The organism is Paenibacillus plantarum (genome assembly GCF_013141695.1).
GTDB lineage: Bacteria > Bacillota > Bacilli > Paenibacillales > NBRC-103111 > Paenibacillus_E > Paenibacillus_E plantarum.
The window spans coordinates 1-21047 of record NZ_WHNY01000080.1; the positions used below are offsets into that span (position 1 = coordinate 1).

The window sequence follows — 21047 nt, forward strand, 5'->3', positions numbered from 1 at the left end:
TGTTAATTGGTCAGTCGTAGTTTTTTTTCACTTGTACAGATATGTGATTTTTGTAAAGTGTGCTTTACATTATATGCAAAGTATACAATGCTATAAATGCAAAGCCAACTATACATATGGTGGGGGATCGAGGACCAAGGCCATGAAGACGAGGATTCAGGAGTTGCGTAAAAAGCACAAGATCAGTCAAGAGGAGCTTGCACTCGCGGTCGGCGTGACGCGTCAGACAATAACTTCGCTCGAGAACGAGAAGTATGTTGCCTCACTCATGCTAGCTTATAAAATTGCGAAATATTTTCACTTAAGGATTGAAGATGTGTTTGATTTCAGTGATGTGGAGGTTGAAGGGCCATGGTCGAGTTTCGGACGGTTTTAACCCGGAGATTAAGATGGCTAATCGGCGTAAACGGTGTGTTTACTCTGATCGTTATTTTGACTGCGCTATACGGGTATAAGGTCCAAAGCGACGCGGGCGATTTCGTACACGGATTGCAAGTCGGGATTTTTATCGGCATGCAGATCATAATTTTGTTGGTCGGGAAAAAGTTGCGGGCCGCGCTGCGAAACGAATCGTTGCTAAAGACGCTATACATCGAAGAGCATGACGAACGGAAGAAGCTGATCATGGAAAAGACGAATTCTTTGAGTTTGTACGTAACTTTGTTTTCCGTCTCTTTGGCGGCGATTGTATTCGGCTTCTTTAACGTTACGGTTTCGATCACTCTGTTTGGAGTACTGATCGTGATCCTTCTCACAAGGATTTCCACAAAAAAATATTACAATCGAAAATTTTAACAAAAAGCAACTTTCGGCTGCTTTGATCATTCCGCTAACGGGAGAACATTTGTTCAATATACAGTAATGAGAGGCTGCCGAAACTATCGGCAGCCTTTCACTCATCTAACGGGCAGCATAGCGTAATTAAAAAAAATTGTAAAAAACTGGTATTCATGATAATTTTAGAGCATACAGTGTGCAAAATTCATCCAATTACAGGAGGCTAACGGGCAGCATAATTGTGTGGTAAAATAGTAAAATGGTGTAAATTTTTTACAAATTCTTGCCAGTATGAAAAGGTGTTGAAATCATTAATTGTTGATGGAGGTTTTCATTGAAGGATCTTAACCATAAAAGCCTATATATTTTTCTAGTAACTCTGTCTTTAGTAAACGTTGTTGTTTATATTATTTGTAGAAATAAATCCTATTTTGATTTCTTGAACTGGAATTTATTTTTAGCTTGGATTCCACTTGTACTGTCTAATTTGGTGTATCTTATTTACAAGCGTAGTAAAGTGAAGTCTATTTTTCTCGTACTATTTGGGATGCTATGGTTACTCTTCTTTCCGAATTCCCCGTACGTTATAACTGATCTTATTCATTTAACTGTATTGAAGGATCTGTATGCAAATAATGGAAATATTAGTTTTGCTTATTGGATTGATTTTATAGTAATAAATTTATTTTCTTGGACTAGCTTGTTACTTGGGGCAATCTCAATATATCAAATTCAATACATAATAATGAGTTTATATAACAAGATAATATCTTGGTGTTTTGTTATTATAGCTTCAGTTGCAGGCGGGTATGGAGTTTTGTTAGGAAGAGAATATCGATTAAATAGCTGGGAAGCAATAACTGATTGGAGTAAAGTAACTGGAATCATAGAAGGAAGTTTAACAAGTAACTCGTTTTTCTTTTGCTTATTATTTGGCTTATTTATTGGAACCGTGTATTTAACGATTTATTTATTAATTAACTGTATGAGTTCATCAAATCAGGGAAGCAAAACCTTCACATAACACTATATTCACACGGTGAAGCTTAACGGCTCCTTGGTCTGCCCGTCGAATTGCTAACGGGGAACGTTTGTTCAATAACCACACCAATGGGAGGCTGCCAGTATAATCGGCAGCCTCCATTTCGTTAAGGGGCCGTTTAGTGATATTGCTTGAGTGCAATAAGTATGCACTTTTAGTACAGGTACTTACAAAAAGGTAAGTGCCAATGTGAAGTGATGATAGGAAGAATTGGGGTAAATCAAATCCATTTATAGTATAATGATTACTTCAATATGGGATGGATACAGCGAAAAGAGGGAACAGATGCCTACGATACTAGTTGCTGACGACGATGCAAACATTCGCGAACTCGTCTGTTTATTTCTACGCAATGACGGATTCGCAACAGCCGAAGCCGCGGACGGCGAAGAAGCACTGGCCGTCTACGCCTCAACGCATGTCGATCTTGTCGTGCTCGATATTATGATGCCGATCATGGATGGTTGGACGTTATGTAAGGAACTCCGGAGAGCGAATCCTGATCTTCCGTTACTTATACTGACTGCGAGAGGCGAGACATGGGAGAAAGTGAAAGGGTTCGATCTTGGGACGGATGATTATTTGACGAAGCCATTCGATCCGTTGGAGCTTACAGTTCGTGTTCGGGCATTGCTGAAACGATACAAGATTGGCTCCACGCAGACGATCCAGTTCGGCAACGTCACGATTGATCGACAGACGTATAAGGTGATGAGAGGGACGGAGTCGCTCACGCTGCCGCTCAAGGAGTTCGAGTTACTGTATAAGCTGGCTTGTACACCCGGACAAGTCTATACGCGCGAGCAGTTGATCGATCAAATTTGGGGTTTTGACTACGCCGGGGATGATCGAACCGTGGATGTACATATTAAACGCCTGCGTGAACGGTTCGCAACTACAGCCGATTTTCGGATTGAAACGGTGCGTGGGCTTGGGTACCGGCTTGAGGTTTACGAATGATTAAATCCTTATATATTCGAGTTGTCCTGACATTTCTAGTCTCCGTCATCGCGGGCACGGTCATTGCTTTTTATGTGTCTACTTGGATATTCGAAGAAAAATTGAACGAGAACGCGCAAATTAACTTACGTAACTTTGGTCAAGACGTCGTCCGGATTTACAAGACGCTTCCGTTACGCGAAGCGGACTCGTTCGTAAGTGAAATGAAGCAGCTCGATTCCTATTATATTCGCATTTACGAGGCAACGGGTCAGTTCCAATCTTACGGTAAACTTAACGGACACAAACCTGTTATGGTGACGATGGAGCAGCTAAAAAAAGTCATTGATGGTGGCGTTGTTCAAGAAACGCCGAACGGTATTGCTACAGTCCTCTTAGGGTTGCCGTTGAAAACGGAAATGGGAACGAAAGCGATGTTTTTGGAAACACTCGCCCCTCCTTCTGCCTCTTTTGTCGCCAAGTGGGGATTGATCTTTGCAATCTGTTCGTTGCTCGCGGGAAGCTTATTGATTCTCGTTGCTTCTGTATTCCTGGTCAGACCAATCAAAAAGCTGACAAAAGCGACCAAGCGTATTGCAGCTGGAGATTTCAACGTCAAGCTGAATATCAAGCAAACGAGTGAGCTGGGTACGTTGGCTCGCAGCTTCGAAGAAATGATGCACGATCTGCAGCAACTTGAGCAGATGCGCAGGGACTTCGTATCGAACGTGTCGCACGAAGTACAATCACCGCTCACCTCGATATCCGGTTATGCTCAAGCACTTAAGCAAGTAAACCTCGCAGATCACGAACGAAGCCGTTATCTGGATATTATCATTACGGAAGCGAAGCGGATGTCCAAAATGAGTGATAGCCTGCTCAAACTGAGTTTGCTTGAATCGCAGTCACAGCAACTCCGTCTAGCCACACTCAGCCTTAGTGAACAGATCCGACGAGTCATCGTGGCGCTCCAGCCGCAATGGTCTGCCCGCAACATTCATTTTGAGCTTGATTTACAGACCGTTAAAGTAACGGCTGATCATGACCAGTTAAATCAGGTATGGACGAACATCCTCGCCAACGGCATCAAATTTTCCAAGGATGACGGCGTGATTTACGTCAGTATCCTCCAAGATACCAAAAACGTGACCGTCCGAATATCCGACTCGGGCATCGGTATTCCCCTCGAAGATCAGAAACGTATATTCGAGCGTTTTTTCAAGGCCGATCGTTCCCACAGTCGCAAATATGAGGGGAGCGGTATGGGACTTGCCATTGTTAAACAAATCGTATCGCTGCATCAAGGTGACATCCGAGTGGAAAGTGAACCTGGTCAAGGAACGACCTTCATTGTCACCTTGCCAATCACTACGCCAACAGATTAAATTGATTGCTACGGCTTCATGCGCAAGCTTCCTTGCGTGTGAAGCCAATTTTTTTTGCCAGTTCATATTCCGTTCATATTGTCGTCATAGGGAGTACATCTTCGTCGTATAAGCTTCTCTTAACGGCTCCTTATCCAAGGGCAGCCCAATAAAGAGATGAGGGACAGGAGAAGATGAACATGGAACCAAAAGAAGAGGTAATGAAAAATAGAATGCGTAAGCCGCTGCGCATTTTACTCAAAACCCTAGGCGCTTTAGCCATAGCCATCGTGCTGTTTCTAGCTATTGTATTTATCGTGAATATGTTCGCCACGAAATCGGAGCAAGGAAAAATAGAGCCCTACGGTCAGCACGTATCTGTAGACGGGAAGAATATGAATGTGTTAATTCAAGGCGAAGGCGAGGAAACGATCGTGCTCCTGCCTGGTTTTGGAACGGCTACGCCAGCGCTTGATTTTAAGCTGCTTATCGATCAATTATCTCCAATCTACAAAGTTGTAGCGGTTGAGCCTTTCGGTTATGGATTAAGTGATGGAACTGAAAAAGAACGAACCACGGAAAATATCGTAGGTGAAGTTCATGAAGCGCTGCAGCAGCTTAATATTAACCGATACATGCTCATGGGCCACTCCATTACAGGCATTTACGGAATTGATTATGTGAGCAAATATCCAAACGAGGTGACTGCATTTGTCGGAATCGACAGCAGTGTTCCAACACAACCAGGTATGGATGTCAAATTACCAATCAAAAAGTTAGAATTTCTCAAAAAATCGGGTCTCTTAAGAATGATGATGAAACTAGGTGCTGACCCCTATGCTTCATTAGCATTTGACGATAAAACCGTAGAGCAAATGAAAATGATTTCGTATAAAAACATGAATAATGACACGACCTTGAATGAGATGGGCCATATTTCTTCTAATTTTAAAGGGGCTCACGATTTAACATTCCCTAAAAACCTTCCACTTCTTCTCTTTGTACAAGCGAATAATGAAGGGGTAACAGGATGGATACCTTTGCATGAAGGGCAGATCAAAGACTCGGTACATGGAAAAGTAATCACCCTGGATGGATCACATTATTTACACCATACCAAATTCAAAGAAATCGCTGAAAACGTTAGATTATTTATGAACGAATCAAAGTAAGTGTACGGAGTAAGCTTCATCCACGATTTTGCAAATGGTAATAAGTGATGTGAAAAGCCATCCTTTGGGACGGCTTTTCACAGTTTGTCCAATTCGGCCGGTGTCCTGACGCATACTTTATTTCCCAGGTTTCAACCGCTCACGCTTGAATTAGGAAATTCGGGACACTATAGCCTAATAACCACAAGGACGAGGCTGCCGGCAAAGTCGGCAGCCTTTTACTCACCTACCTAGCAGGATTGTGAAGTTACTCTGTGGAATAGGGGAGATATCTTAAAGGAGGATTTATAGATGAATGTATTAAAATGGTTGGAAAACTGGTGAACGATCTGAAATTGATTGGGTTCACTGTAAAGTTATTGATAATGTATTTAAGGGGAGAGGCGGAAGTAATAACTTAGAAGAAATGATTGTTAGAGTTTGATTGGGAGGGAATTTGTGAGAACAAGAGGGAAGTACCTTCTAGCAGTATTGGTATGTATTATGCTTGGGATCGCTTCAAGGATGAATACCTCCGTGCTGCCAAATTTTGTGGTGAAACATTTTGGTGACGCTCTCTGGGCGGCTATGATTTACTTTGGTGTTCGTGCACTATTCATCCGAATGTTATCTGTGAAAGTCCTGGTGCTTAGTCTTGGGTTCTGTTGTGTAATTGAATTCAGCCAATTGTACCAAGCAGAATGGATAATCAACTTAAGAAACACTCTACTTGGCGGGCTAATACTCGGAAAAGGATTCCTATATGCAGATTTGGTCCGATATATTGTAGGGGCTATAGCGGCTTACGCATTGGACCACCTGCTAAAAGAGACAGAAAAGCCCTAAGGCACGGTGAGTAAACTCTAAAGTTTGAAGAAGTACCTGATTCCATTTATTCTTTAGAAGGAGTGTGAGAAGTATGTTTCATGTAAAAGATATTTTATCTAATCAGTTGTTGGCAAATGCTAATGACCCTAGTTGGTACCTACCTTTTTCCGATGCAGTTGATAATTTGTCAGAGGAAATTGCGTTTTGGAAACCTAGTGAAGATAGTAATAGTATAGCTGAAATTGTGCAGCATTTACTGTATTGGAATGAAACTTGGCAGACCAGGTACCAAAAATCTCATGTCAATGCTGTTCCTCCGATAGGAGATAATAATAGAAGTTTTATAATTCCCGAAGATCAAAAATTCACTGACTTAAAAGAACGACTTGTAGAGGTGCTATTAAAATGGCAAGATCTACTTACTGAAGAAAAACTCGAAGATGATGTATTAGGTTTTCCAGTGGATGCCAAGTGGTGGGAAATAATCGGAAATGTCTCAACTCATAATGCATATCACATTGGTCAAATCTGTTATATTCGTAAGCTACATAAGAGTTGGAATGCAGATGTGAACTAAGAAAATTAAGGAGATTACAAGAAGTGGGAATTCTTTGTCTCTACAAGAAATTGCAAATTTGTTTGAACTAACAGGTATGAATGAATCAGGAAGAATTTATAGGCCTCTTGAATGTAATAGTGGTGAAGGATGGAGAGCATCCCTTGCAATAGGCTTTGCGTTCCAGAAAAAATTGTTTTGCGCTCCCTGGGTAGAGCCACATGGAATTGAATACATATTGAGTGAATATAGCAGAAAATATTTAAAGATACTTCAAGAAGCAGGAGCGGCAATAATTCTGCCTGTAAGTAACGAGAAGTATGTAGCTAGTATTGCTAATGAAGTAGTCCACCTTAAAGAATCGTTCCTTACTCATTGACTTTAGAATAAATAATTATAATCGAAAATTCATGTAGACCATGGAGGAGATAGAATGGGCACAAAGTTCGCCAATCTTCATATCAAAACTATTAATCATGAAGTAATATTGGATGCACTGCAAAGGTTGAGCAACAAAGCTGGATCAATCCTTGCTACTCCTGATTATTCTGCTATGAGCATTATTGATCAATATGTTTACAGATCTTCTAATGAGAAACAGATTAATAAAACAGCTTCTTCAGTATCTTTTTATCTTAACCAAGAAATGAGTTGGTCCAATGTCCTTAATGATCATTTTTCATGGGGAACAGTCGAACAAATTGGAGAACTACTTTCTAACTTCGTATCAGAGCCTGTAATGACAATTGGGTTCTTTGATGAAGATATATTTGAATTTACTCTATTTCAAGAAGGAGAAATAAAAACTAAAAAATACTTTTGTGAAGAATGGGCAATAGAAGAATATGGCTTAGTATCGGAAGTAATTGATCTTGATTATTTAGAGAGCGTACTTGAACTAAATCATGAAGAGATAACCAAATTATTAGAATTACGCAATCCTGAACAAGCCATTGATGAACTTTCAAGAATGATACAAATAAATCTTTGGGTTCATTCAGAATGGATTAGTGAAGATAATGAGATTGAGGAAAGATACTCAAAGCTAGAATTAAAGATAATGTAAGTATTTCAAGAGGACATGAACTGCCGATAAACCATATTCACGCTTCGGGGCAATCGCCCCTCAGTCCAATATGACTCTTTAAACTAACGCAGAACGATAGCTCAGCGGCAAACTTTTTGAACACTCAAATTGGGTGATGATAAACTTTGTATGGTGAAAGAATGGAAAGATGGAGTTATTTCGAACTTAAACAGTATGTTTACAAGGATTTTGAAGAATTTACTTTGAAGGATGGTCTCCAACCAAGGCAGGCTATTTCTAGAATTCAAGTTGAGTATGAAAGGGTAATGGACGAGAGTTATCTCGAAAGTGTTATCATATATTCTCAATTAGCCTCGATTGCTCTAGAGAAAAATTTCATAAGCCAAAGAGAGGATATAAGACTGAATGTAAGCAAAATGCTTAAAGAAATAAAGTACTCCGACTTTCAAAGTGAGCTAACAATCGAAGAATTAGCAGCTTTTAAGCGTGATTTAGATGAAGTAACTAACAAACTTAATGACGATTCTTTGAGAAAGACTTAACTAACATGTAACGATAAGCGGAACAGCGGATGCCGATGCATCCGTTTTTTGTTCGCTGAGCTAACGAGCAGCATAATTCAAACTTCAATACAAAACAAATTAAATCAAATATACCCTTGTTTTAGTTCTCTCGTCGCCTTATGGTGATAAATGGAAGGTATTCTTAGAGAGTCAATTTCATGGGGGATATTATGAATAATCTAACAATCGAATTGTGCGAACTTAAAAACAAATTTATCATTAATAACCTGTACCCCCTGTACTTACACGATTTAGCGGGAATTCGGAATGTACTGCCAAATAAATATGGTGTTTTCGAGGATGATGAAAAATATCATACACTTGAACAACAAATACCTGTATTTGATATATGGTGGGAAAAAGAGGGGATTCTGTTTCCTTATCTTTTAAAAGTCGATGGATTACCAGCAGGATTTATTTTGGTTACAAGTCCACCCTATTTGTTTGATAATTGTGACTTTATGATAAACGAAATATTTATTCTAAGGCCATATAGAGGTAAAGGAATAGGCGAAAATTCCGTAAGAGAAGTCTTCAACTTACATCGAGGAAAATGGATGCTCTTTACTACACCAACTGACAAGAATTTGGATACTATAAGTTTCTGGAGAAAAACATTGTCTGGGTATACAAATAATCAATTTACCGAAGAAGATAAAGAACTGAATGATGTCGGATTCTCCAAAGTTTTTAAATTCAATAATGAAAAGTTTTTGAAATAAGTATAGAGTATGTGGGATTTCCTTTTTCTGAGAGGGAGAAAATAAATTCATTCTATGAGAGCAAGTTTGACGAGGATGAAGAGCGTATTAAAAAACGTATTATGAATGTCGAGTATGATTTTTTTAGCACTACAAATTTTAAAGATAGAAACGATCCAAAGAACAATGTACTGTTTGAAAAGCTATCCTCAGATCAAAAAGAAATCAGAGAAAACTTTGAAAATTATACAGATAAAATTAGTTAATCCTGTTACTACAAATATTAATGATATTTCCCATCTTCACGCTCAATCAGAGTAGGATGGTTTCGTTTTATGGTTAAGGGTTAACTTTCATCGGCAAAACTTTATTGCGCTAGCGCAGAACGTTAGGTTATGAAAAGAAAGCGGGAGGAAATATGATTCTTGAAAGATATGGAAGCATTATTAGAACAAATAAAGAGCTTACCTTATTGTAGAGTAAGACCATCAATGGGGATGCCACATATGGACAAGCATTAGCTTCCTGCTGATGTAAGACGTTTTTTTGAGCTTTGCGGAGGAGTGGTTCTTTTTGAAGGCAAAGGTTATACATGCGAGATAATTTCGCCAGAAAAATTCACTCTATCTAATCCAGTCATCATTGGAGAATCAGTAGAAGAAGATATATCTTCACATTGGTATATAATTTGCCAGGATGGTACAGGCGATTACATCTCTATCGACCTACATCAAGACCGATTAGGAAAATGTTACGATAGTTTTTGGGATAGACACGGGGTTGTGGGGGACTGTCCTGTAGTAGCTAATTCATTTATTGAGCTACTTAATCAATTGGTTAAAAATAACGGTGAACGATGGTACTGGCTAAGAGAGGATTTTAAATCCTTAGGGGATGCTTACGATTGAGATTATTGAGGATGATTCATTGGGCTAGCGCAGAACGAGAGCTTAATGACTAACACAATTTGTTGAGGAAGTCTGCTATTATTGAATGGACGGGATAGCGTACAAGACCGGAAATTTGTGGTGATCATAAACAATTAAAAAAAGGAATTAATAATAATGAGTGATTTGAAAGTTCCACACAAGATTACTGGGGTTATCCTTAATTTAATGCTTTCGATCTTTTGTAGTCTACTTGGCTTGGTTTTGTTAATAAAGGTTTCGAATAATAATTGGGTAATCTTAATAATGGTATTTTTTCTGTTTTCACTCTCTTTAATTGGACCAATACAAATTTTGAATAGAATAAGAGGAGTCCCAGTACTCATTCTTACTGATTATGGGTTAACAAATGGCAGGGGAATGTTATTTTTTAAATGGGATGAGATTGAATCCTTTACTTTTGAGAATATAAAATTATCGGAGTATCTAACAGTCAAAGTTCAAAACGTTGAAACCATTATAAACAGAAGTAAGGGTCTTAAGAAATACTTATATATCTTATTTAAGTACAATGATCGCTCTCGAAATTTTACTATTATAAATGTAAATATGTTAGGAATATCAAAATCGAAACTAACTGAAGAAATTAACGAACGATTACAGCGGTTTAATGATACGGAATGCTAATTTATTTATTTTAGGTATATGGATAGGGATCGCCGGCTCTCGCGCAGTCTGACGGTCCCTATTTTACTGAACTAACTATGTTCGATTTTAAGAAAAAGGAAAATAAAGGGTATCTAAAGAAGGAGGGATTTTACTTGGTAGAAGATAAGGCTCTTCAACAGATTAAAAAATTAAGACTAAAAACTCTGGGATTGCTTTAGGCAATAACAGAAGAACAATCGTACATAATTCCTGTTGGATTTAACAACCATGTTTGGTGGAACGCAGGACATATTTGGGTTGCCTGGGATGGTATGACTTTCTCGTATTTAAATGAGGATAGAAAACTCTCAAGCATTCACTATAGAATGTTTAAGAAAGGAACCAGCCCCAGTGAATGGAATGAGGCTTCACCATCATATAATGAGATTCAAGAACAATTAAAAAACCAAATAGAAGAAGTAATTAATTCTTGTAGAGGAAAACTTGATAACCCTCTTGCCATGCCATTTATCCCAAGAATAAATACGATTGGAAAGATGTTGAAATTTTTAATTAAAGAAGAGACACACCACTTTAATGTTATTTTTAAGATAAAGGGATCTATAGAACAACAACAAAACAAGTTTTCTGAGGGATTACTAAGCTAATGGATAACGTTACTATCAAGAGTCCTATGATAGTAATGACCAGTTGTATTACCTCTTAGATGCACTGGAAAGTAAGGAAGTTGAACTTAACAAAATCCGTGATGAGTTCAATGTATCGTTTAAGTTTATGATGGTAATAAAAGTTGGGAATAATGAAAAACCTGCGATGTATTAACATCATAGGTTCATTAGCTTTGCCTATTCAATAAATGCAGACGTAGATTTTGACTTGTACATTTATAGTTAATCGATGATTAACATGAGTTTTTTTAGCGATACAGACGGATTAATCATTGATCTCCGTAATACCATGCAAACCTTCTGGAGTTTGCCATTTGTGTCAGGAAAACGATTCGGCACAAATAAACCTGTTTATATTCTGACCAGTCGCAATACATGTTCTGGTGCTGAAGAATTCGCTTACAGTCTGCAAGCAATCAAGAGAGTAAAGATTGTCGGCGATAGAACTCGCGGCGGAGCAAATCCAGGTAGCGTCAAGAGTTATTGCAACACTTTAGCGAGAACCCGGAACCAGGACGAGAGGAGTTATTGGAGGATATCAAAAAAATATTAGAGAATAGATAATAGATATAAATTCTAGTGAAGTTTAAGGATAGTTTTGTACACTATAGGGCTTCAACTAACGGATAAGCGATTGCTCACTATTCATTAATTCGTGCGAAGTACGATTCAACTGAATCAATTAAAGTTACTGAAGAGATGCTTGCTTGGCTCCCAGAAAGGACCTTGATTAGGTTATAATAGTGGTGAAAGATTACGCTAACTGGGAACGTTTGTTCAATAAAAAAACAAGACGAGGCTGCCGGCATTAACCGGCAGCCTCGTTGAAGTAACGGGCAGGTTAGCATGGAAAAACAATGACTACTGGAGGTAAACTAGGTGGGACTATGGAATAAAACTAGAAGACATTTTAGTTAAGTAGGGAGGTGTTTTATATCGCGTTAACTCATGAATTTTATCTTGTACCAAGTACAATTGAGGTACAACAACAATTTTGGATTGGGATAGAGAATCGATCAGAAATAGTTGACAGTGTGGAAATTCATGACGATATTATTCTATACATTAGTGACACTTTAAAATGGATTCCTAGTAAAAACCCTACTATAAAATGAACTCCGAGAGGAGCAGGAATTAACTACCACGGGGTGACTCTTTTTGACGATGAATCTGCAATTGTCTTAGGTAATGTCTTTAATTCTTGGAAACAACTATTTAAAAATTCTCCTGAAGTTATAAAATTAACGGGAGAGTATTTGACGATTGTAGACCAGCATGATTCTGGTCACTATGAAAATTTATTTCTCAACAGAAATGAAATCTTAAAGCAATTTGATAAAATTGTCTCGTTCGCAAATAAATTGTCTAATGGCTCATTTTATTTGATTCATTGTGGAATCTAAATCTACATTTATTGAGCTAACAGCGAACGATAGTTCAATCAGATCATAGATTAGATGCCATCAAGGCAGCTGCTCCATTTCTCATTAACCTAAAACGGGGATTTGTTAATATCAAAGAAGAATTAACTGTTATTTGTCGAATGTATTCTATATTGAATGATAATCTACTTATGACTGAGAGGTATGAAATGAAGGTCAAACGAATCGTCGCCAATATAAATACGAGGGATATCACGGCAGCTAAGTCCTTTTACCAGGATGTGCTCGGCCTTGATTTAATGATGGATCATGGTTGGATAAGAACTTACGGTTTAAACGAGGAGATGGGCATTCAGATTAGTTTCGCCTCACAGGGTGGCTCTGAAACTTCTACGCCAGATCTATCGATTGAAGTCGATGATGTCGATGCTACATTAGAAGGAATGAAGAGAGCTGGATTTCCGATTGAATATGGGCCTGTTAATGAACCTTGGGGAGTTCGACGATTCTATGTTCGCGACCCGTATGGTAAGCTTATCAACATTCTTGCTCATGAACATTGATACACTAACGGATAATTGTAAAGGGAAGCTGGTTTGTTCAACTATCTAAAAAGGCAGCCAGTCCAGGTGGAGTGGTTGCCTTTTCTCAAGTAACCGACAGATTTTTTCAAGTTATACTCGAATAAATGCTATACTTAAATTAACAGATGCTGGATAGAAGTGGAGAGTTTGGGGATTGATTTCACTGCAGCTTTTCAACATTCTTTTAATTATAAGTCCATAGTTCAGTTAAAAGATGATCTTGTAAGAGGGAATAAGTTTCCGAAGACAACTCATTGTATAAAAACAGTCAAGAGGAATATTCAGATTTTCAATTGGAACTTAGGTATATTTGCAAGGAAATTGCTGATTACTTTACTTCTAACTCATCAATTTATATGGGAGACAATTACGGTGGGTTAGACTACGTTTTTGAAGGGCTGGATATGGATTACTATTCAACATCCCTTATGGAAAAATTTGGTGAATCTAAGAGTTCCCTCGATGAACTCATAGATAGCTCTGTAACAAATAAATGGATATTAGATGGTTATTATTTTGATTATTTTATTGATTTAACAAACTAAAAAAGAATCACTTAACGGTTGAACTAGCGTGAGAACCTTTGTACAATACAAAACCAGGACGAGACTCCCAGAAATAATAGGCAGCCTCGTTAATTACATAATCCTTATAAAGAAGGGAAATGAGCAATATGGCAAATATCGAGCACTTACAGACCGTGAATGTTCCAGCTTCAATGGTATATGAAGCATTAACCACTACAAAAGGACTTTCAGAAATATGGACAAATGAACTAATAGTCAATGATCAGATAGGTTGTATTAATGAGTTCCGATTCGGCGGCAAAGGCTTAACAAAGATGCGAGTTGATGAGCTTGTTACCGATAAAAAGATTTTGTGGCAGTGTGTGGATTCAGATCCAGAATGGATAGGTACGACAATTTCTTTTGATATGGAGGAAAAAAACGGGAAGACTTCAATTATTTTTCGTCAGATGAATTGGGAGGAAGTGACCGCATTTTATCGCGTATGTAATTATAATTGGGCTATTTTTTTGTATAGTCTTAAACAGTACTGCGAAGAAGGTGAGGGTCTTCCGTATCATAAAAGGAAGTTTTAGAACTATTGAAAACACGGATGGGTGGATGATTCAGTAATCGGATATAGCATCTTTGAAGAGTTCGATATAGGGAACTACATCATTTTTACACATAGACAACTTACAAAGGCATGCTTCGTGGCTGCTCTTCTTTTATTCATTCAATTAACAGGAAGATTAGTGTTATAAGAAATGAATAACTAAAATAAAGAAAACTCGCCAACACTACGGCGAGTTTTGCTTTGTTATATGCTAAGGCGAAGGCACCAACACAATGGTAGTATCTTTTTCATAAGTATAGTTAATCAATTGTGTTTTTCATGGCCATGTACATATTTTCCACATGTTCGTCGACTTCATCTCGTGACATGCGTAAGCGATTCACAGAAGTACCATATCCAATTTCCTTTTCACCTTCTTCTAATCCTTTGAAAATTCCATCTGCGAATGCATCTAATGGTTCCGCATGCGTATGCAACCCCGCCCCACCTAAATCTGTATTCACTGCTGGAGGAGCAATTTCAATTACTTCTACAGACGTATTCGAGAGTTGGTGTCTTAGACTCACTGTAAATGAATGAAGTGCCGCTTTTGTTGCTGAATAAATCGGAGCAATCGCAAACGGTGTAAAAGCTAACCCAGATGTCACGTTAATGATAGTCGCCTCTTCTTTTGTTGCAAAAAATGGAGCGAACAACATGGAGAGATGGAAAGGCGCTTCAATGTTGGTTGTGATTTCTTTATTGAAATAACTCCAATTGTTCTTCGGATCCGCTTTTAACACATTAAAGCGTTGTTGGATCCCTGCATTGTTAACTAACACATTCACTTCTGGATAGTTCGCGATTACCCAGTCAAACAATGCTACACGCTCAGATTCAATATCCAAATTACATCCACGAGTAATAAGGCTTGGGAATTTTTCTTTCGCATTTTGAAGTACATGCTCACGTCGTCCACAAATAATAACTTTATTTCCAGCTTTTATAAAGCGCTCAGCAAAAGCTAATCCTATTCCAGCACTTCCGCCTGTAATAAGTATTGTATTTCCTGAAAGTTTCATTATAGTTCCTCTTCTCATCATTTTCTTATCTTAATAAAAACAAATTTATTTTGCCTTTTTTGAAATTGTATTAAACCCAGCACTAAGCAAGCCGTCAAAGTCATTTTCACTCTTTTCTTTCCTGAGTACGTTTAGTGTAACGTGTAATTTTTACATCAATTCCTTTTAAGGATTCTGTCATCAACGAAATCTCAGCTTGCACAGCTTGCTTGTGATTCTTCATCATTTCAAGTCGGAGTTCAATCGTGTTGTCTCCTTCAACGATCCAATCAATATATTGCTTGATATCACTTATTGCCATGTGCGTGTTTTTTAAACAAGTAACGGTTTCAAGGAGCGCCATTTGATTTTCTGAAAATAACCGCCTACCAGCTTTATCACGCTCGATTAGTGGTAGTAATCCTTTTTTTTCATAATAACGTAACGTGGATTCTGGAATATTGAATTTGTCTGAAGCTTCGCTAATTAAACAATACTTCATCTGGAGGCCTCCAAATTTTATCTTTCATTGTCGACAAGAATATGATACGACTTAAACCATAGTTTAAGTCAACAAAAAATATTTTAGTTTTGTAGAAGGGATAAACTAATTTGAATCCACTTGTGAAGATAATTCTAAATGAAACTAAACTAAGGGGTAACGATAGCACAATAGACAGGGAACAGAATTGCCGCGCGGCAGCTGCTCCCAGTTTTCAGTAACGGGTAGAATTCTTCATCTGGGGGGGAAAGAACAATATGAGACCCTGGAAGAATGTTGTCTTAGGGAAGATCACCGCGGCAGATAGCTGTTTGACGGCGAATTGTGTGTTTAAAGTTATTTAACAGGGGGTTGACAGTGCCGGACGTAATAGAAAAACTGAAACCTTACTTGCAGGGATTAAAGCTTTATTGTTTCATCATATAATGTCGGGTGACAAGATCTTTATCTCATTCCCAATTTTGACAAGAGTATTATCTCATTCCCGATGGACAGGATTGGAGACTTTTTGTTGGCCATCGGATCGGTTGCCTTTTCTATACAAACGGGCAGGAGAGTTTAGCAATAATTAATTTTTACCAGTTATGATCTCGAACAGTTTGTTATTATATGTAATAAAACATTTGTTAGATATGTAAAAGGGAGATATATGAAAAGGACAAATACTCATTCCACTTTGAAAGAAAACATTTTTACGATTGAATGTAAGGATATTATTTTAAGAGAATTCATAATTGATGATCTAGACGTGTTTCATTCCCTAACCTGGCAACCTGAAATACATGAATACTTGCCAGGTTGGAACGTATCTAAAGAACAACGGGAAGATTGGTTTATAAACTACGAAATTAAAGGGAACGAACAGTTTCTAAATGCAGTATCGGAAGGCGGAGACATTGGTGAACTCGGTCTTCGTTTGGGAATAATATCGAAAGAGTCGGGTGAGTTTATCGGTTGGTGCTGTACGGGAATAAAAGACGAATTACCGCCTCCAAACAGAGAGATCATGTATGCAATATCAAAGGATCATAGAGGCAAGGATTATACCACGCAAGCTTCACAAGGGATAATCAAGTATTTATTTGAGAATACGAACGTCGAGGTGCTTAATGCTATAGCTCTTTTACGTAACGAACCGTCAATTAAAGTAATACAAAAATGCGGTTTAAATTTTCAAAGTATTATCGAGATTGATAACGAAAGATATAATTATTACAAACTTAGTAAAAGTGAGTGGGAAATCAAGGTGTAGTGATCTTTCATCGTTAAGCTAACTGGAAACGATAGCACAATAAACAGGGAGCAGATTGCCGCGGCAGCTGGTCCCTGTTTTCATTAAAGTAATGTGCAGTTATTCGTGGTTACTGGATACCTTAATCATCCACGACGGCGGCAGAGTGGATGGCCGTTTTCTTAAGTAATGGGAGGTTTACGTAGTTCACGTGCCGAATATGGATAATACAAATAATGGATGCAAAACAGATCAACCCAAAGTGACGTTTTGTAATTAATTTGTTTGCAACCTCCTGTTGTTTGAAGAAAGTTGGAAAAGATTATGAAGAGAAGAACTAAGAAACTAACAACTATTGTAATAGCTTTAGTTATTTTAATATTTGGGATAAATCAATATTTAGATTTAGGGTTGAGAACATTAAAGTATTACTCAACCAAAAGTTCGGATCTGACCAATGAACAAATCTCTGGAATAAGTTTAAATCAATCAATGAGATCGAAGGATTTTATAGATAGATTTGGTGAGGGTAAAGATTTAAATAATGCCTTATTTGATTACTACAAATTAAATAATGGAATAACCATTGCCACAGAAAAGAATGATGACAAAATAATAAGAATCGGAACACACTCGAGTGAGTTTGAAACAAAGAATGGATTAAAAGTAGGAAGTTACAAAAATACAATAATAGAACAATATGGCGAAGATTACTTTGAAAGGTTTGAACAAGGATCTAATATAATTGGATATATTGATAAAAAAAGTAAAGCAACTATCGAATTTTGGATTGTTGATAATAAGGTATTTTTTATAAGATTAGATAAATCAAAAATGTATTAAACCTCGAGTTCATAACAAGATCTAGCAGGCTGCCGGTGATTAATTCGGTGGCCTATTCCGCTAACGGGCAGATTACGCAAATTATTTTCCTAATTACAAGCTCAGATGGTAAAATTTCAAAAATTGAAAAGATTCAATTTATCTGAACGCATTTGATAAGTATAAATCGACTACAGGCTTCTTCCTAACAAGGTACCAACTTGTTTAGCCATTACTTTAGGTGGAAAAGGCATCCCGTTTCTGATCCACCATTCAATTACACCTACATAAGCAGTGCCCGCATATTGCAGCATGACATCGTCAATTAAATCTGAATTTCTTCCGCTTTCTCTGTCAATTTCACCTTTGAATCCTTCAATAAAAGAAGCAAGAAGTCGAGCTCTAAAAGCTGACGGGACCCCAGTACTGGCTAACATCGTCGAAAAAAATAAATAGTTCTTCTCAAAATATTCAAAATATGGGACAAGAGCCTCGTTCCAATCCATCTTACAGGCCCATTCATCCATTTCTCCTAATTCATTAAGATGAGTTTCTATGAGTTTATCTAGTAAATCAAATTTGTCTTGATAATGAAGATAAATGGTTCCGCGATTTAAGTTTGCTCGGTCTGCAATATCCTGAATGGTGATATCATCGAAATTTTTTTCTGTCATCAGTCCAATAACCGCATTTTTCAAAGCTTCCTGTGTTTTAAGAATTCTACGATCCACTTTAGCCATCGTACACCCACCCAACTTCTAAGATACTTAACAACTTCAGCCGATCTGTTGATATCTCAACAGATTACAGTTTATTAACCATTGAATTTACTTACTTAATTATATAATAATAGACACAAGTTGGTTAATCAAATCATTTTGATTAAACATCAAATTTTGATTTATGTAAAAGGAGACAACGCCCATGTGCAAAACTCACGTTTTAAGTGTTTCAGCGGCCAAAGCGCCATTTGAAAAGACAACGATTGAAAGACGACAATTACGACAGGATGACGTGTCGATCGATATTAAGTTTAGCGGCATTTGCCATTCGGATATTCATAGTGCACACGGGGACTGGGCTGGAGGGATTTTTCCAATGGTGCCTGGTCATGAAATTGCCGGGATTGTAAAGGCAGTAGGGGAGAAGGTAACAAAATTTGCAGTAGGTGACCGCGTTGGCGTAGGCTGCTATGTGGACTCTTGCGGAGAGTGCGAGTACTGCCTCCGAGGAGAAGAGCAGCATTGTTCAAAAGGTTTTGTAGCCACGTACAACTCCTTGGACTATGACGGAAATCCAACCTATGGTGGTTACGGTCAAAACATTGTCGTTACTGAAAGATTCGTTGTGCATATTCCGGATCGTATGGAGTTAGATGTAGCCAGTCCGCTATTATGTGCCGGCATTACGACGTATTCCCCCTTAAAACGCTGGAAAGCAGGCCCAGGAAAAAAGGTAGCTGTCCTAGGAATGGGTGGTCTTGGCCATGTTGCGATTCAGTTTGCGCATGCGATGGGTGCGGAAGTTTCAGTCTTAAGCCGAGCAAAGGATAAAGTGAATGAAGCGCTCAGCTTTGGTGCGGATCATTATTTTTCAACAATTGACACTGAAACTTTTACCATGCTAGCAGGCCGTTTCGACCTGATTCTAAACACGGTATCCGCGCCAATTGACGTCGATGGGTACTTATCGCTGCTTCGTGTAGATGGTACACTCATTAATGTGGGTGCACCGGCGGAACCAAGTCAATATAACGTTTTCTCGCTAATCATGAGCCGCCGTAGTATATCGGGTTCCTTAGTTGGCGGGCTCCTGGAAACGCAGGAGATGCTTGATTTTGCTGCAGAGCATGGCATTAAGCCTCAAATCGAGGTCATCCATGCCGATCAAGTTGACGAAGCGTATGAGCGAATTCTGCGGAGTGACGTGCGTTACCGATTCGTTATCGACATCTCCACTTTATAGACGAATGAAAGATAAACTTAAACAGCAATCGCTTCGATTAGCCATTATTCTAGCTGCGTTTTCCGCATTGGGGCCATTTACGGTCGATATGTATCTTGCATCGCTTCCACAGATTATGGTTGAATTCAAAAGCAATGCATCTATGATTCAAGCAAGTTTAACTGCCAGCTTATTAGGATTAGGCTTAGGCCAGATGGTAATGGGGCCCTTAAGCGATAAATATGGAAGACGGACGCCATTGCTGATAGCCATGATTTTATATATCGTTTCATCAATCGCTTGTGTTTATGTACCCAGTATTGAATCCTTCATCCTTGTACGATTTATCCAAGGGGTTGCCGCATCAGCAGGCATCGTGATTGCAGGTGCGATTGCTCGTGACACATATAGCGGAGTCGAATTGACGAAATTTATCTCTATGCTTACGATGATCAGCAATGTCGCTCCATTAGTTTCCCCAAATGCCGGAAGTGCAGTCACTTCATTCAGCTCCTGGGTTGGCGTGTTTGTTTTTCTAGGGTTATTAGGAATACTATTAACGGGGATCACAACATGGGGATTAGAAGAAAGCTTACCTGTAAAACTTCGGGTCACTGGCAATTTCATAGCATTAATGAAAAATTACAATCGTCTGTTTCGGGATCGAATATTTATGGGATATGCCCTAGTAAATGGTATGTTGTTCGCCGGTGTATTTGCCTTTGTTGCCGGTACTCCGTTTATCTATCAGAACATTTTCGAGTTGTCACCGCAAATGTTCTCGATCCTGTTTGCCATGAATGGTCTTGCTATTATGGTTGGATCGCAGGTTGTCAAACGAGTGGCAGGTAGGCTAACGGAAGGTAGTATATTTCGGGCCGGATTATGGCTATCCTTCATTTCGAGTTCCGCTATCCTTATCACAGTTCTCTCAAAGGGGTCATTATCGGCGATATTTGTATCAACCTTCTTATTTGCTGTATCCATTGGTATCATAGGACCGGTTTCTTTTACCTTAGCTATGCAATCGCATGGACAGATTGCGGGAAGCGCGTCTGCTGTACTAGGTACCTTTAAATATGCGTTAGGCGCACTTACATCCCCACTTGTGGGAATCGCGGGAGATCATTCAGCCGTCCCATTCGGAATCATTATGATTACAACCAGTTTATTAGCCGTCGTTTCCTATGTCGTTCTCATTAGGAAGATAGAGACTCAAAGCGATGGAATCAAAAAAGCTAGAACAAATACCTAACCTACGGAGGG

Annotated in this window: 26 protein-coding genes and 2 pseudogenes; 25 read left to right on the forward strand and 3 right to left on the reverse strand. The window is 38.5% G+C overall.

What is annotated here, in order from left to right; all coding sequences use genetic code 11:
• Positions 1 to 142: 142 nt before the first annotated feature.
• The 21 genes and pseudogenes from GC096_RS32985 (at position 143) to GC096_RS33085 (ending at position 14261) form a co-directional block, all read left to right on the forward strand.
• Positions 143 to 376: a helix-turn-helix transcriptional regulator gene (locus GC096_RS32985; RefSeq protein WP_171636453.1), complete on the forward strand. Its 234-nt coding sequence runs from the start codon at positions 143 to 145 to the stop codon at positions 374 to 376.
• Positions 352 to 795: a hypothetical protein gene (locus GC096_RS32990; protein WP_171636455.1), complete on the forward strand. Its 444-nt coding sequence runs from the start codon at positions 352 to 354 to the stop codon at positions 793 to 795. Before GC096_RS32985 ends, GC096_RS32990 begins: the two co-directional genes overlap by 25 nt.
• 421 nt (positions 796 to 1216) lie before the next feature.
• Positions 1217 to 1801: a DUF1361 domain-containing protein gene (locus tag GC096_RS39600; RefSeq protein ID WP_376769545.1), complete on the forward strand. Its 585-nt coding sequence runs from the start codon at positions 1217 to 1219 to the stop codon at positions 1799 to 1801.
• A gap of 303 nt (positions 1802 to 2104) precedes the next feature.
• Entirely contained in the window at positions 2105 to 2779 is a 675-nt protein-coding gene (locus GC096_RS33000; protein WP_171636460.1) for a response regulator transcription factor, read from the forward strand.
• Complete coding sequence (locus tag GC096_RS33005; RefSeq protein WP_171636462.1) at positions 2776 to 4143, forward strand: sensor histidine kinase; 1368 nt, start codon at positions 2776 to 2778, stop codon at positions 4141 to 4143. The genes GC096_RS33000 and GC096_RS33005 overlap by 4 nt, the downstream gene beginning before the upstream one ends.
• A 179-nt stretch (positions 4144 to 4322) precedes the next feature.
• The gene (locus GC096_RS33010; protein WP_171636464.1) at positions 4323 to 5294 is read left to right on the forward strand and encodes an alpha/beta fold hydrolase; all 972 of its coding nucleotides are present in this window, start codon (positions 4323 to 4325) and stop codon (positions 5292 to 5294) included.
• Between the two features lie 334 nt (positions 5295 to 5628).
• Complete coding sequence (locus GC096_RS39605; RefSeq protein WP_171636533.1) at positions 5629 to 5718, forward strand: hypothetical protein; 90 nt, start codon at positions 5629 to 5631, stop codon at positions 5716 to 5718.
• Positions 5719 to 5798: 80 nt separating this feature from the next.
• Entirely contained in the window at positions 5799 to 6119 is a 321-nt protein-coding gene (locus GC096_RS33020; RefSeq protein ID WP_312886396.1) for a ribosomal maturation YjgA family protein, read from the forward strand.
• A gap of 73 nt (positions 6120 to 6192) precedes the next feature.
• Positions 6193 to 6678, forward strand: coding sequence for a DinB family protein (locus GC096_RS33025; RefSeq protein ID WP_171636467.1), 486 nt, complete (start codon positions 6193 to 6195; stop codon positions 6676 to 6678).
• A gap of 34 nt (positions 6679 to 6712) precedes the next feature.
• Entirely contained in the window at positions 6713 to 7036 is a 324-nt protein-coding gene (locus tag GC096_RS33030; protein WP_171636469.1) for a hypothetical protein, read from the forward strand.
• A 54-nt stretch (positions 7037 to 7090) separates the two neighbouring features.
• Positions 7091 to 7723, forward strand: a complete 633-nt coding sequence (locus GC096_RS33035; protein WP_171636471.1) for a hypothetical protein — start codon at positions 7091 to 7093, stop codon at positions 7721 to 7723.
• Between the two features lie 146 nt (positions 7724 to 7869).
• Complete coding sequence (locus GC096_RS33040) at positions 7870 to 8247, forward strand: Imm3 family immunity protein (protein ID WP_171636473.1); 378 nt, start codon at positions 7870 to 7872, stop codon at positions 8245 to 8247.
• A 191-nt stretch (positions 8248 to 8438) separates the two neighbouring features.
• Positions 8439 to 8990 (forward strand): GNAT family N-acetyltransferase, encoded by a 552-nt coding sequence (locus GC096_RS33045; RefSeq protein WP_171636475.1) that lies wholly within the window; start codon positions 8439 to 8441, stop codon positions 8988 to 8990.
• Positions 8991 to 9502: 512 nt separating this feature from the next.
• Positions 9503 to 9877 (forward strand): annotated as a pseudogene (locus GC096_RS33050) (SMI1/KNR4 family protein); the annotation flags it as partial.
• Positions 9878 to 10033: 156 nt separating this feature from the next.
• Positions 10034 to 10543 carry an STM3941 family protein gene (locus GC096_RS33055; RefSeq protein WP_171636477.1) on the forward strand — a complete coding sequence of 170 codons (510 nt, stop codon included), beginning with the start codon at positions 10034 to 10036 and terminating at the stop codon, positions 10541 to 10543.
• A 203-nt stretch (positions 10544 to 10746) separates the two neighbouring features.
• On the forward strand, positions 10747 to 11172 hold the full coding sequence (locus GC096_RS33060; protein WP_171636537.1) for a DinB family protein: 426 nt from the start codon (positions 10747 to 10749) through the stop codon (positions 11170 to 11172).
• A gap of 25 nt (positions 11173 to 11197) precedes the next feature.
• A pseudogene (locus tag GC096_RS39610) lies at positions 11198 to 11347 on the forward strand (DUF4279 domain-containing protein); the annotation flags it as partial.
• Positions 11348 to 11482: 135 nt separating this feature from the next.
• Complete coding sequence (locus tag GC096_RS39615) at positions 11483 to 11746, forward strand: S41 family peptidase (RefSeq protein ID WP_376769546.1); 264 nt, start codon at positions 11483 to 11485, stop codon at positions 11744 to 11746.
• A gap of 1038 nt (positions 11747 to 12784) precedes the next feature.
• Positions 12785 to 13138 (forward strand): VOC family protein, encoded by a 354-nt coding sequence (locus tag GC096_RS33075; protein ID WP_171636483.1) that lies wholly within the window; start codon positions 12785 to 12787, stop codon positions 13136 to 13138.
• A 275-nt stretch (positions 13139 to 13413) separates the two neighbouring features.
• Positions 13414 to 13704 (forward strand): hypothetical protein, encoded by a 291-nt coding sequence (locus GC096_RS33080; protein WP_171636485.1) that lies wholly within the window; start codon positions 13414 to 13416, stop codon positions 13702 to 13704.
• A 128-nt stretch (positions 13705 to 13832) separates the two neighbouring features.
• Positions 13833 to 14261 (forward strand): SRPBCC family protein, encoded by a 429-nt coding sequence (locus GC096_RS33085; protein ID WP_171636487.1) that lies wholly within the window; start codon positions 13833 to 13835, stop codon positions 14259 to 14261.
• Positions 14262 to 14541: 280 nt separating this feature from the next.
• Here GC096_RS33085 and GC096_RS33090 read toward each other — a convergent pair whose 3' ends face one another.
• On the reverse strand, positions 14542 to 15303 hold the full coding sequence (locus GC096_RS33090) for an SDR family oxidoreductase (protein WP_171636489.1): 762 nt from the start codon (positions 15301 to 15303) through the stop codon (positions 14542 to 14544).
• A 106-nt stretch (positions 15304 to 15409) separates the two neighbouring features.
• A complete protein-coding gene (locus GC096_RS33095; protein ID WP_171636491.1) occupies positions 15410 to 15784 on the reverse strand; it encodes a MerR family transcriptional regulator in 375 nt (124 codons plus the stop codon).
• A 649-nt stretch (positions 15785 to 16433) separates the two neighbouring features.
• On the opposite strand from GC096_RS33095, the gene GC096_RS33100 reads away from it, so the two are divergent.
• Positions 16434 to 17036 (forward strand): GNAT family N-acetyltransferase, encoded by a 603-nt coding sequence (locus tag GC096_RS33100; protein WP_171636493.1) that lies wholly within the window; start codon positions 16434 to 16436, stop codon positions 17034 to 17036.
• Positions 17037 to 17339: 303 nt separating this feature from the next.
• Positions 17340 to 17858: a hypothetical protein gene (locus GC096_RS33105; RefSeq protein WP_171636495.1), complete on the forward strand. Its 519-nt coding sequence runs from the start codon at positions 17340 to 17342 to the stop codon at positions 17856 to 17858.
• Positions 17859 to 18028: 170 nt separating this feature from the next.
• Here GC096_RS33105 and GC096_RS33110 read toward each other — a convergent pair whose 3' ends face one another.
• The gene (locus GC096_RS33110) at positions 18029 to 18577 is read right to left on the reverse strand and encodes a TetR/AcrR family transcriptional regulator (RefSeq protein WP_171636497.1); all 549 of its coding nucleotides are present in this window, start codon (positions 18575 to 18577) and stop codon (positions 18029 to 18031) included.
• Positions 18578 to 18761: 184 nt separating this feature from the next.
• Here GC096_RS33110 and GC096_RS33115 point away from each other — a divergent pair, with 184 nt between their 5' ends.
• Both GC096_RS33115 and GC096_RS33120 read left to right on the forward strand, forming a co-directional pair.
• Entirely contained in the window at positions 18762 to 19802 is a 1041-nt protein-coding gene (locus GC096_RS33115; protein ID WP_171636499.1) for an NAD(P)-dependent alcohol dehydrogenase, read from the forward strand.
• Complete coding sequence (locus tag GC096_RS33120) at positions 19717 to 21036, forward strand: multidrug effflux MFS transporter (RefSeq protein WP_312886394.1); 1320 nt, start codon at positions 19717 to 19719, stop codon at positions 21034 to 21036. Before GC096_RS33115 ends, GC096_RS33120 begins: the two co-directional genes overlap by 86 nt.
• Positions 21037 to 21047: the final 11 nt, after the last annotated feature.